At 66.9% G+C, this 13075-nt stretch carries 9 protein-coding genes; 7 read left to right on the top strand and 2 right to left on the bottom strand.

Features of this window, described 5'->3' with window-relative positions; genetic code table 11:
• Positions 1–64: 64 nt before the first annotated feature.
• Positions 65–661, bottom strand: coding sequence for an O-acetyl-ADP-ribose deacetylase (locus HFK18_RS08510; RefSeq protein WP_100460196.1), 597 nt, complete (start codon positions 659–661; stop codon positions 65–67).
• 321 nt (positions 662–982) lie between these two features.
• On the bottom strand, positions 983–1942 hold the full coding sequence (cysK, locus tag HFK18_RS08505) for a cysteine synthase A (protein WP_100553421.1): 960 nt from the start codon (positions 1940–1942) through the stop codon (positions 983–985).
• A gap of 208 nt (positions 1943–2150) precedes the next feature.
• Here cysK and HFK18_RS08500 point away from each other — a divergent pair, with 208 nt between their 5' ends.
• The 7 genes from HFK18_RS08500 (at position 2151) to HFK18_RS08470 (ending at position 13057) form a co-directional block, all read left to right on the top strand.
• Positions 2151–3134: a LysR family transcriptional regulator gene (locus tag HFK18_RS08500; protein ID WP_180165771.1), complete on the top strand. Its 984-nt coding sequence runs from the start codon at positions 2151–2153 to the stop codon at positions 3132–3134.
• 596 nt (positions 3135–3730) lie between these two features.
• Positions 3731–4159 carry a DUF2946 family protein gene (locus HFK18_RS08495; protein WP_180166058.1) on the top strand — a complete coding sequence of 143 codons (429 nt, stop codon included), beginning with the start codon at positions 3731–3733 and terminating at the stop codon, positions 4157–4159.
• Positions 4160–4231: 72 nt separating this feature from the next.
• Positions 4232–6295, top strand: a complete 2064-nt coding sequence (locus HFK18_RS08490) for a TonB-dependent copper receptor (RefSeq protein WP_180165769.1) — start codon at positions 4232–4234, stop codon at positions 6293–6295.
• A gap of 303 nt (positions 6296–6598) precedes the next feature.
• Positions 6599–7705 (top strand): efflux RND transporter periplasmic adaptor subunit, encoded by a 1107-nt coding sequence (locus HFK18_RS08485; RefSeq protein ID WP_180165767.1) that lies wholly within the window; start codon positions 6599–6601, stop codon positions 7703–7705.
• The gene (locus HFK18_RS08480) at positions 7702–10827 is read left to right on the top strand and encodes an efflux RND transporter permease subunit (RefSeq protein ID WP_180165765.1); all 3126 of its coding nucleotides are present in this window, start codon (positions 7702–7704) and stop codon (positions 10825–10827) included. The genes HFK18_RS08485 and HFK18_RS08480 overlap by 4 nt, the downstream gene beginning before the upstream one ends.
• The gene (locus HFK18_RS08475; RefSeq protein WP_180165763.1) at positions 10820–11359 is read left to right on the top strand and encodes a GNAT family protein; all 540 of its coding nucleotides are present in this window, start codon (positions 10820–10822) and stop codon (positions 11357–11359) included. Before HFK18_RS08480 ends, HFK18_RS08475 begins: the two co-directional genes overlap by 8 nt.
• Before the next feature lie 180 nt (positions 11360–11539).
• On the top strand, positions 11540–13057 hold the full coding sequence (locus HFK18_RS08470; protein ID WP_180165761.1) for an alanine/glycine:cation symporter family protein: 1518 nt from the start codon (positions 11540–11542) through the stop codon (positions 13055–13057).
• Positions 13058–13075: the final 18 nt, after the last annotated feature.

Below are 13075 nucleotides of genomic sequence, written 5' to 3'. Positions count from 1 at the left end.
GACGGATGCAAACGAAAAGGCCGGGCAATGCCCGGCCTTTTTTTCTTCCACGCCCTGCATTGTTTCAATGCGCCGGCACGAATCCGGTATCGCCCAGTGGCGGCAGCAGCGATCCGCGCCCACTGTCGGCGACCTGGCCTGCGGCCGACAGCGCCTGCTGGTAGGCCTTGGCCGTCGCTGTGTTGAACGCCACCAGCACGATCCGCATCGGCTGGGCGTGGCTGCGCTGCCAGGCCAGTGTTTCGGTCACCGCGATCTGCGCCGCCTGGTACAGCGGATAGCCATATACCCCGCAGCTGATGGCCGGGAACGCGATCGACTGCAGATTCAGCGATTCGGCCAGCTGCAGCGACTTCCAGTAGCAGTTCGCCAGCAGTGCCGGCTCGTCGCGCTGGCCGTCGTGCCAGACCGGGCCGACGGTGTGCAGTACGTGCCGTGCCGGAAGTGCATGGGCATCGGTTGCGCGCACCTCACCGGTGGGGCAGCGTACGCCGGGGCGGAGCTCCGGCAGACGCTCGCACTCGGCCAGCAGGCCGGGGCCAGCCGCACGATGGATCGCGCCGTCGACACCGCCGCCACCGAGCAGTGATTCATTGGCCGCGTTGACGATCGCATCCACCGCCAGGGCCGTGATGTCGCCCTGCCACACTTCGATCTTCATGCGTCCGTCTCCTGCCTGTAGTTGTTGCGCGCCGTGCCCACGCTGGCTGCACCCGCATCTTGCGGGACAGGGCATCGATGCTGCGTCATGACCGTCTCACGCACTGCGATCCGCGCTGTTCATGCACGATGGCCGGCAGCGCCTTCACGCAGGCTGAAGCGAGCGCCGCATGCAGGCGAAACGAAAGTTTCCGAATTGAATTTCTTCTGATTTCCGGGGGAAACGGTCCGCTTGCAACGGCAGGGCCCAGTCAGGATTGCCCAAATGGAAACGCCCACCGCGAGGGTGGGCGTCATCCTGCTGTCATCGACAACGCGGCGATCAGGGCAGACCGGCCAGCCAGTCGTCGTCGGAACCTTCATTGACGTCGGCGAACAGCGGCGTGGAGAAGTAGCGTTCACCGGTGTCCGGCAACATCGCCAGGATCACCGCGCCCGGTTCAGCGCGATGTGCCACGTCCAGTGCGCTGGCCACGGTGGCACCGGCGGAGATGCCAACGAAGATGCCTTCCTCTGCGGCCAGCTGGCGGGCGGTGGCGATCGCGCGATCATCTTCCACCGTCACCAGTTCGTCCACCACATTGCGGTTGAGCACATCGGGCACGAAGTCCGGGGTCCAGCCCTGGATCTTGTGCGGCTTCCAGTCATCGCCCTTCAGCAAGGCGGCGCCTGCCGGTTCGGTGGCGATGATGCGGGTGTCGGGGCGGGCGACCTTCAGCACTTCACCGACACCGGTCAGGGTGCCGCCGGTGCCCCAGCCGCTGACGAAGTAGTCCAGGCGCTTGCCGGCGAAATCACGCAGGATCTCCGCGGCGGTGGTGTTGCGGTGGTAGGCCGGGTTGGCCGGGTTGGCGAACTGGCTGGCCAGGAACCAGCCGTGCTCCTCGGCCAGTTCGCGCGCCCTGCGCACCATGCCGCTGCCGCGCTCGGCGGCCGGGGTCAGGATGACCTTCGCACCGTAGGCGCGCATCAGCTTGCGGCGCTCCACCGAGAAGGTCTCGACCATCGTCGCCACGAACTTGTAGCCGCGTGCGGCGGCCACCATCGCCAAGGCGACGCCGGTGTTGCCCGAGGTGGCCTCGACAATCGTGTCGCCGGGCTTGAGCAGGCCACGCTGTTCGGCATCGAGGATGATCGCCAGCGCCAGGCGATCCTTCACCGAGCCGCCCGGGTTGAAGGATTCAACCTTGGCGTACACGGTCACGCCCTGCGGCGCCAGGCGCTGCAGCTTGACGATGGGGGTGTTGCCGATGGTGTCGAGGATGGAGTCGTACAGGGCCATGGGAGCGCTCCAGGAACAGGCCGCACCGGGCTCGGCGGGCATAAGGGAAGAAGGCTGGCTGTTCAGGCCAGCGGCTGCCGGCTGACCGTAGCGCCGGCATATGACGCCCGGAAATGACCAGATACCTTTCTTAAACAACCTTTGGTTATAAGCTGGTGACGGCAATTGACCCTAGAGTGGACCTCCGCCCCCACATCGCCCGCCTGCCATGACGCTGACCCAGCTGCGCTACCTGGTTGCCATCGCCGACGCCGAGCTGAACATCACGCTCGCCGCCTCGCGGGTGCATGCCACCCAGCCCGGCCTGTCCAAGCAGCTCAAGCAGCTTGAGGACGAACTGGGCTTCCTGCTGTTCGTGCGCAAGGGACGCAGCCTGGAGTCGGTCACCCCGGCCGGCACCGAAGTGATCAGCCGCGCCCGCGCCGTGCTGTCCGAAGCCAACAACATCCGCACCTACGCGGCCAACCAGCGCCGCGAGAGCCAGGGTCAGCTGATCCTGACCACCACCCACACCCAGGCGCGCTTCGTGCTGCCGCCAGCCGTGGCGCGCATCAAGCAGGCTTATCCGCAGGTCAGCGTGCACCTGCAGCAGGCCGGTGAGGCCGATGCGCTGGACCGGCTGAACCAGGGCGATGCCGATATCGCGATCATCAGTACCGCCGGCAGCGAACCCAGCGACGGCATCGCCGTGCCGCTGTTCCGCTGGCGGCGGCTGGTGGTGGTGCCCAAGGGCCATCCACTGGACCGCGCCGGGCGCGTGCCGGACCTGGCAGCATTGGCCCGCCAGCCGCTGATCAGCTATGAATCCTCGACCCGACCCAACTCCTCCCTGCAGCGCGCCTTTGCCGCGCAGAACCTGGTACCCGATCTGGCGCTGACCGCGCTGGACGCCGACCTGATCAAGACCTATGTGCGCACCGGTCTGGGGGTGGGGCTGCTGGCCGAGATGGCGATCAGCGCCAACGATGAAGACCTGCGGGTATGGCCGGCGCCGGCGCCGATCACCGAGTGCATCGCCTGGGCGGTGCTGCCGCGCGACCGGGTGCTGCGCGATTACGCGCTGGAGCTGGTGCATGTGCTGGCCCCGCAGATCGATCCGCGCGACCTGCGGCGGGTGCTGGATGGCAACCAGGCTGCGGCCTGGCCGGTGCCGCCGACCTGGGAATCGTTGACGCAGACGATCACAGTCTGAGGGTTGGTCGAGCAGGGCTGCGCCCTGCACCTGCTACCGGCCGGAGCAACAGCAACAGCAACAGCGTGCATTCCGTGGGGTGGCGGGGCGGTGTCGGAGTGCGGGGACGCCGCAAGTACGTCCCTGTAGGCTTGGCCGCGGCATCCATGCCGCGGACACCCCGCAATCCGACACCGCCCCGCCTCTGACAGATTCCGACGGCTGTTGGTAGGTGTCGACCTTGGTCGACACGGTAGATCCACGCCATGCGTGGATGCTTTTCGATCAATTGTCGAAATATTCGATTTCGATAGAGATTCATCCACGCATGGCGTGGATCTACAGATCGCGGAAATCTGTCGAAGGCGGGGTGGGTCCGGTTGCGGGGGTGTCCGCGGCATGGATGCCGCGGCCAAGCCTACAGGGACGTATTTACGGCGTCCCCCGCAACCGGACCCACCCCGCCATCCCACAGGAAGCCAGCTTCTGTTGTTGCTTCGGCCGTTGCCGTTGCTGTTGCCTCTGCGGGTGCAGGGCGCAGCCCTGCCGATACCCCCCCCTCCTGCGACGGTTCGTCGCACGGCGCCCCCGGGGGGCACCTCTAAACTAGCGCGGTGATCCGTACCGTCCAGCTGCATCGAACCCTGCTCCAGCTCGCCTTCATCGCGACGCTGCTGATGGTGCTCGCGCCGCTGGTCAGCCGCGCGCTGCAGGCGCAGCCGATGGATCATGCGGGCATGGCAGGCATGGACCATACGACCATGAGCCATGACATGCGCGACATGGCTATGGCCGGTCACGCGCACCACGATGCAGATCCGGCTGTGCCCAGCCCGCCCGCCGATCCGCACGCCATGCATGGCGAGGCCTGCGAGTACTGCGTGCTGGCCATGCGCCTGCTGCCGTGGCTGGCAGTGCTGGTGCTGCTGCTGCCACTGCTGTGGCGGCCGACGCTGGTGTTCCCATGGTCACCACCGCGACTGCCGCTGCTGCATTGGCCGGCACACGCCGCGCGTGGCCCGCCGCTGATCTCCACCGTCCGCTGATTTCCCTATCGAATCCGTCGCACGATGCCTGCAAGGGCGTCGTGCGCGCGTGCGTACCTTGGAGCTGTTTCCATGAAAATGACTTTCCCCGGCGCGGGCGCCCGAGCGCGCCTGCCGTTTACCCTTGGCGTTGCCTTGGCCGCGCCCTTCGCCCATGCCGCGCCCGCTGAAGAAGCGCGGACGCTGGATACGCTGGTGGTCACCGCCGCTGCACCGTCCTCGCCATTGCACTGGGTGACCGATCCGCGCCTGCCGCGGCAGCCGGTGCCGGCCAGCGATGGCGCCGATTACCTGAAGACGGTTCCCGGCTTTTCCGCCATCCGCAATGGCGGCACCAACGGCGACCCGGTGCTGCGTGGCATGTTCGGTTCGCGGCTGAACATCCTCAGCAACGATGGCAATCTGATTGGTGCGTGTCCCTCGCGCATGGACAACCCGCTGTCCTACATCTCGCCGGAGAGCTTTGACCGGCTGACCATCATCAAGGGCCCGCAGAGCGTGCGCTGGGGCGCGGGTGCGTCTGCGGGCACCGTGCGTTTTGAGCGTGATACCCCGCGTTTCGACGAGCCGGGGCTGCGTGCCGATGCCAGCACGCTGGTCGGTTCGCGCAACCGCAACGACCAGGTGCTGGACCTCACCCTGGGCAATCCGACGGGCTATGTGCGTGCCAGCGGCAATCGCTCCGAAGCCGACGACTACAAGGACGGCAACGGCGATGTGGTTCCGTCGAAATGGCGCAAGTGGAATGGCGACGTAGCCGTTGGCTGGACGCCTGATGCCGATACCCTGCTCGAAGTATCCGCCGGTGCCGGCGATGCGATCGCGCGCTACGCCGGGCGCGGCATGGACGGTGCCGCGTTCGAGCGCACCAGCTACGCCGCGCGCTTCGAGAAGCGCAACCTGCCCGGGGCGTGGGACACGCTGCAGGCCAACGTGTACTACAACGAAGCCGACCACGTGATGGACAACTACACGCTGCGCGAACCGAACCCGCACAGCATGATGCCGATGCCGATGGCGTCGAACGTGGATCGCCGCACGCAGGGTGGGCGCATCAGCTCCGAATGGCGCTGGCAGGACGTGCAGCTGGTGGCCGGCGTCGACGGCGAGGACAGCCGACATCGCGGCCGCATGGGCATGGGGCGCGACACCTACAAACAAGCAAGCTGGAGCACCGACGCCAATTTCCGTCGCTACGGTGCGTTCACTGAACTGACCCTCGGCGCCGGCACCGGCCAGCGCTGGATCGGCGGCCTGCGCGTTGATCGCGCCAGTGTGCGCGATGAGCGCGCCGGCATCGGCGGCATGATGATGCCCATGCCCAATCCCACCGCCGGCCAGCGCCGCAGGGAATGGCTGGGCAGTGGGTTCCTGCGCTACGAACAGGATCTCGCCGATGGCCTGACCTGGTATGCCGGGCTGGGCCACAGCCAGCGCATGCCCGACTACTGGGAACTGTTCTCGCCCGATCATGGGCCGGCAGGTGCGGTGAACGCGTTCGCTGGCATCCAGCCCGAACGCACCACCCAGCTCGACGTCGGCCTGCAATACAAGGGCCCGCGCGTGCAGGCCTGGGTCTCCGCCTATGCGGGGCAGATCCAGGACTACATCCTGTTCACCTACCGCGGCAGCGGCATGATGGGCATGAGCCAGGCCGACAACGTGCAGGCGCGCATCGCCGGTGCCGAGGCCGGTGTGCAGCTGCAGCTGGACGCGCAGTGGAAGCTGGGTGGCACCCTGGCCTATGCCTGGGGCGAGAACCGCGACCAGCATCGCCCGTTGCCGCAGATGCCGCCGCTGGAAGCGCGCTTGAGCGCTGACTGGGAAGGCCAGCGCTGGAGTGCCGGCGCGCTGGTGCGCGCGGTCACCCATCAGCATCGGGTCGCGGACGGGCAGGGCAACGTGGTGGCGCAGGACCTCGGGCCGAGCAGCGGCTTTGCCACGCTGGCGCTCAATGCGGCCTATCGTTTCAGTTCGCAGCTGCAGCTCAGCGCCGGTGTCGACAATCTGTTCGACCGCGCCTACAGCGAGCATCTGAATCTGGCCGGCAGCGCCGATTTCGGCTTCCCGGCCGATCCGGTACGCATCAACGAGCCCGGCCGCAGCCTGTGGATGAAGGTGAACTACCGGTATTGATCCGCCGGGCATGGCCCGGCGCTACCCATGCGCCGGGCAACAAAGAAAACGGGGTCGGATCCCCGCCAGGTTCCGACCCCGCCCGGCGCCCTCGGCCGGGCCTCCCGACTCTACGACGGCGTCGCCGCTCATGGCGCGCCGGGATACATCCCGACATACACCGACACCGTGCTGCGGACCCTTGCATGGAATGGGCGCACAGCGCTATCGCAGTACCCGTTCCACGCCGGTAAACGCTTGGCACATATCGCTTTTGCGGGGCCTTGCCTACACTCGGCGGCCGTGGATCACTCAGGATTGTTCATGTTGGCTCGTATCGCTTCGACCCTGGCCCTTGGCCTCAGCCTGGCCGTGTTGGCCGGGTGCGCAGGCAAACAGGAGGCCGCCGCGCGTCGGCAGGGCGAAGCCGTGCCGGTCACCGCGCAGGTCGTGCAGGCGATGCAGTGGAGCGACACGCTGCAGGCGCTGGGTACGGCCAAGGCGCGCGAGTCGATCAGCGTGACCGCCAAGGTGAGCGAGATCGTCGAGCGCGTGCATTTCGAAAGTGGGCAGCAGGTCGCCGCCGGTGCGCCCTTGGTGACCCTGCGCGGGCAGGCCCAGGAAGCCGCATTGGTGCAGGCGCAGGCGACCTTCCGCGAAGCCGATCAGTTGTACAAGCGCCAGCGCGAACTGGCGGCACAGCGGTTGGTGTCCAGCGCTACCCTGGATACGCAGAAGTCGATCCGCGACGCCGCCGAAGCACGCGTGGCGCAGATGCAGTCGGACATCGGTGATCGTCGTGTGCGCGCGCCGTTCGCCGGCGTCCTCGGCATCCGCCAGATCAGCCCGGGCACGCTGCTGACGCCGACCACGGTGATCGCCACCCTCGACGACGTCGAGCGCATGCACATCGATTTCCAGGTGCCGGAAGTGGAGCTGGCCGCGCTGACCATTGGCGACAAGGTGCAGGCCACCAGCGTGGCCTGGCCGGGCCGCACCTTCGACGGCGAAGTCAGCACCATCGATGCACGCATCGACCCGGCCACCCGCGCGGTGACCGTGCGGGCCGACTTCGCCAACAGCGACCATGCACTGCGTCCGGGCATGCTGCTCGACGTGCGCCTGTTCCATCCTGATCGACCCGCACTGGTGGTGCCGGAAATCGCCGTGGTGCAGGTCGGTCGCGATAGCTTCATGTACCGCATCAAGGCCGATGACACCGTCGAACGCGTGGACGTGGTCACCGGCGCGCGTCGCGCTGGCGTGGTCGAGATCAAGCAGGGCCTGCAGGCCGGCCAGCGCATCGTGGTGGACGGCACCGGCAAGCTGCGTGCAGGCCTGAAGGTGGCGGCCACCGACGCCGCGCCCGCCAGTGGCGCGCAGCCGGTGACGGCTGAAGCACCGGTCGCTGCCGAGGGTCACGGCGGATGAAGCTGTCTGACGTCTCCATCCAGCGGCCGGTGTTTGCCGTGGTGATGAGCCTGCTGTTGCTGGTGCTGGGTGTGATGTCCTTCACCCGCTTGACACTGCGCGAACTGCCGGCCATCGACCCGCCGATCGTTTCGGTGTCGGTGGACTACACCGGTGCCTCGGCAGCCGTCATCGAGAGCCGGATCACCCAGGTGCTGGAAGATGCGCTGGCCGGCATCGAAGGCATCGATACGATCAACGCACGCAGCACCAACGGCCGTTCGCAGGTCAGCATCGAATTCACCTCCAACCGTGACATCGAAGCGGCGGCCAACGACGTGCGCGATGCGGTCAGCCGCGTGGCCGACCGCATGCCCGAAGAGGCACGGCCACCGGAGATCGCCAAGGTCGAGAGCGATGCCGATCCGATCATCTGGTTCAACATGGTGTCCTCGACCATGGACACGCTGGAACTGAGCGACTACGCCGACCGCTACGTGGTCGACCGCTTCTCCAGCCTCGATGGCGTGGCCCAGGTCCGTATCGGTGGCCGCCAGCGCTATGCGATGCGCATCTGGCTGGACCGCGACCAGCTGGCCGCACGTGGCCTGACCACCGGCGACATCGAAACCGCGCTGCGCAACGAGAACGTGGAACTGCCGGCCGGCCGCATCGAATCCACCGACCGCGATTTCACCCTGCGCGTGGAGCGCAACTACATCAAGCCCGAAGACTTCGCGACCATCCCGCTGGGCAAGGGCAGTGATGGTTACGTGGTGCGCATGGGCGATGTGGCGAAGATCGAGCTGGCCTCGGCCGAGCGCCGCGCCTACTACCGCAGCAACGGCGAGCCCGGCATCGGCCTGGGCATCGTCAAGACCTCCACCGCCAACTCGCTGGACGTGGCGCGCACCGCGCGCGCCGAGGCCGAACGTGTTGCGCTGACCCTGCCCAAGGGCACGCAGATCTTCGTTGCCTTCGACAACACCACCTTCATCGAGGCCGCTGTCGACCGCGTGTACGCCACGCTGGTGGAGGCGATGATCCTGGTGCTGGCGGTGATCTGGCTGTTCCTCGGCAGTTTCCGCGCGGCGTTGATTCCCGCAGTGACGGTGCCGGTGTGCCTGGTGGCGGCGTTCATCGCGCTGTATGCGTTCGACTTCTCGATCAATCTGCTGACCCTGCTGGCGCTGGTGCTGTGCATCGGCCTGGTGGTGGATGACGCGATCGTGGTGGTGGAGAACGTGCAGCGCCGCATCGACCTCGGCGAACCGCCGCTGGTGGCGTCCAAGCGCGGTACCGCACAGGTGGCGTTCGCGGTGATTGCCACCACCGCCGTGCTGGTGGCGGTGTTCCTGCCGGTCGGTTTCCTGGAAGGCAACACCGGGCGCCTGTTCCGTGAACTGGCGGTGGCCCTGGCCGCAGCGGTCGCGCTGTCCGCGTTCGTCGCGCTGACGCTGACTCCGATGATGGCCTCCAAGCTGCTCAAGCCGCATACCGGGCAGGCACCGCGCGGGCTGCACGGTTTCATCAACCGCAATTTGGAACGCCTGGCCGGCGCTTACGGTCGCGTGCTCGATCATCATGTCGATCGCACGTGGATCTATCTGCTGGTGATGGTCGCAGCGCTGGCGGCCAGCTGGCTGCTGATCAAAGTTCTGCCCTCGGAACTGGCCCCGGCCGAAGATCGAGGTTCGTTCCAGATCATGATCGATGGCCCGGAGGGCGCCGGCTACGACTACACCGTGCAGCAGGTGCAGCAGGTCGAAGCGCTGCTGGCCCCGCATGTGGGCGCGGACAAGCCGATCGTGCGCGCCAACCCGCGCGTGCCCGGCGGCTTCGGCGCAAGCGAGGAAATGCACACCGGCCGCGTCAGCGTGTTCCTGCAGCCGTGGCGCCAGCGCAGCGAAGGCACGCCGGAAGTAGCCAACGAACTGCAGAAGGAACTGGACACCATCCGTGGCGTGCGCGTACGCACCCAGGTCGGTGGCGGCCTGGTGCGCAGTGGCGGGCAGCCGTTCCAGATCGTGCTGGGTGGCCCGGAATATGCCGAGATCGCGCAGTGGCGCGACCGCATCCTGCTGCGCATGGCCGACAACCCCGGCCTGGTCGGTCCGGACTCGGACTACAAGGAAACCCGTCCGCAGATGCGGGTGAACATCGACCGCCAGCGTGCGGCCGACCTCGGCGTGCCGGTCACCGCGATCGGTTCGGCACTGGAAACGATGATGGGCTCGCGCCGCGTCACCACCTTCGTCGACAACGGCGAGGAGTACGACGTGCTGGTCCAGGCCGGCCGCGATGGCCGCGCCAGCCCGGCCGACCTCGCCGCGATCCGCGTGCGTGCGACCTCCGGCGAACTGGTGCCGTTGTCCAACCTGGTCACGCTGAGCGAAGTAGCCGAAGCGGGTACCTTGAACCGCTTCAACCGGCTGCGCTCGATCACCATCAGCGCCGGTCTCGCACCGGGCTATCCGCTGGGCGAGGCCATCGCTTGGGCGCAGCAGGTGACCCGCGAAGAGCTGCCGCAGTACGCGCAGGTGAACTGGAAGGGCGAATCGCGCGAGTACCAGAGCGCGGGCGGCGCGGTGCTGCTGACCTTCGCCATGGCCCTGCTGGTGGTGTATCTGGTGCTGGCTGCACAGTTCGAGAGCTTCATCCACCCGCTGACGATCATGCTGACCGTGCCGCTGGGTGTGCTCGGTGCGCTGGTTGGCCTGTGGCTGAGTGGGGGTACGGTGAACCTGTTCAGCCAGATCGGCATCGTCATGCTGGTGGGCCTGGCGGCCAAGAACGGCATCCTGATCGTCGAATTCGCCAACCAGCTGCGCGATGACGGGCGAACCGTGCGCGAAGCGATCATCGAATCGGCGATGGTGCGCCTGCGTCCGATCCTGATGACCTCGATCGCCACCGTGGTCGGTGCCATCCCGCTGGTGGTGGCCGGTGGCCCGGGTTCGGCCAGCCGTGGCACCATCGGCATCGTGATCATCTTCGGTGTCACCCTCTCCACCTTCCTGTCGCTGTTCGTGGTGCCAGCGTTCTACGCGCGGCTGGCCCCGTATACCCGCTCGCCAGAGGCGGTGAAGCGCGAGCTGGAGAAGCAGGAGGCCGACTCGCCGTCGGTCGGTGGTCATGCCTGAGCCGGCGCGCATTCTGCAGGGCGAAGGCTTCCTCCTGCGGCCCTGGCGCAGCGATGACCTGGAGTCGCTGCTGCGCCACGCCAACGACGCGGACGTCTCGCGTGGACTGCGTGACCGCTTCCCGTATCCGTACACCCGCGAGGATGGCGAAGCCTTCCTGGGCGGGCGCGTGCTGGCCCCCGGCACCCTGAACCTGGCCATCGAGATCGACGGCCAGGCCTGCGGCAGCGTGGGCGCCCAACAGGGTGTGGCCGAGCGCGGGCATACCGCTGAACTGGGCTACTGGCTCGGCCAGGCCCATTGGGGACGGGGCCTGATGACCGGTGTGGTCGGTCTGTTCGCGCCCTGGGTGATGGACGAGCTTGGCCTGTTCAGGCTGCAGGCCACGGTGGTCGACTTCAACCTGGGCTCGGCCCGGGTACTGGAAAAGAACGGTTTCCAGGAAGAGGGCGTGGAGCGCTGCGCCGTCTACAAGCGCGGCGTCCTGCATGACCTGCGCCGCTTCGCCCGGGTGCGCACGCAGCTGCCCTGAACACGCGGGCTGGCCGCTGTAGAGCCGAGCCCATGCTCGGCTTGGGTCCCTGACGGCAGCCGAGCATGGGCTCGGCTCTACAAAACAGCGCTATCGCAGCGACCGTCGATCAGGGAGAATCGACCGGTCCCTTCCAGCCGACGGGACGTCCTCACAACCCGCCGACTGGAGAGAGCGCGCGTGGAAGCTACCGTACATTTCATCAACAGCATCATCTGGAGCAAGGCGCTGATCTTCATGTGCCTGGCCGCCGGCCTGTTCTTCAGCCTGCGCACCCGCTTCATGCAGATCCGTGGTTTCGTCGAGATGTGCCGCCTCACCGTGTCCGGTGAGAAATCCGACGCCGGCGTGTCCTCGTTCCAGGCCCTGGCCATGTCGATGGCTGGCCGCATGGGCATCGGCAACATCGCCGGCGTGGCCACCGCCATCGCCTTCGGCGGCCCCGGCGCGATCTTCTGGATGTGGGTGATGGGCTTCCTCGGTGCATCCACCTCGTACGTGGAATGCACCCTGGCGCAGATCTACAAGACCAAGGATGCCGAAGGCCGCTACCGCGGTGGCCCGGCCTACTACATCGAAAAGGCGATGGGCCTGAAGTGGTATGCCATGGCCTTCGCCATCGCCACGATCATCGCCGCCGGCTTCCTGATGCCGGGTGTGCAGGCCAACGCGATCGCCGACAGCGTCATCAATGCCTGCCGTGGCACCGCGCTGTGCGGTCCGCTCGATGGCCAGGCCTTCGGCATGGAATCGGCGCAGGCGCTGAAGCTGGGCATCGGCATCGTCGTCGCCCTGCTGCTGGGCGTGGTGATCTTCGGTGGCGTCAAGCGCATCGCCAACTTCGCCGAAGTGGTGGTGCCGTTCATGGCGGCCGGCTTCATCCTGATGGCCATCGTCATCATGATCATCAACTACGACCGCGTGCCGGAAATGTTCGGCATCATCTTCAAGAGCGCCTTCGGTACCCACGCCGCGTTCGGCGCGATGATGGGCCTGGCGGTGGAATGGGGCATCAAGCGCGGCATCTACGCCAACGAGGCCGGCCAGGGCTCGGGTCCGCACGCTGCGGCGGCCTCCGAGGTCTCGCACCCGGCCAAGCAGGGTTACGTGCAGGCCTTCGCCATCTACTTCGACACCATGATGGTGTGCACCGCCACCGCCTTCCTGATCCTGGCCAGCGGCACCTACAACGTGTATTCGCCGGTGGCCGGTGCCGAGCCGATCTTCCAGGGCCTGGCCGGCATTCCCGAAGGTGCGGGCTACGCGCAGGCGGGTGTGGAAGCGGTGCTGCCGGGCTGGGGCTCGGCGTTCGTGTCGGTGGCGATCTTCTTCTTCGCCTTCACCACGATCATGGCCTATTACTACATGGCCGAAACCAACCTGACCTACGTCAACCACAACAGGAAGCGGCCGCTCACCGTGCTGCTGCTGCGCCTGGGCATCATCGGCATGGTGGTGTTCGGTGCCTTCCACAACGCCACCCTGGCCTGGGCGCTGGGTGATATCGGCGTGGGCCTGATGGCCTGGCTGAACATCATCGCCATCCTCATCGTGCAGAAGCCGGCCATGCTGGCCCTGCGCGATTACGAACGACAGAAGAAGCTCGGTCTCGATCCGACCTTCGACCCCGATGCCCTGGGCATCAAGAACGCCGATTTCTGGCGTCAACGCAAGCTGGAGTTGTCCCGTAGTGAATGATCCCTGGAAGAATGTCCG

This window comes from Stenotrophomonas sp. SbOxS2 (genome assembly GCF_013416715.1).
Classification (GTDB): Bacteria; Pseudomonadota; Gammaproteobacteria; order Xanthomonadales; family Xanthomonadaceae; genus Stenotrophomonas; species Stenotrophomonas lactitubi.
This window is presented reverse-complemented; position numbering and strand designations above follow the sequence as displayed.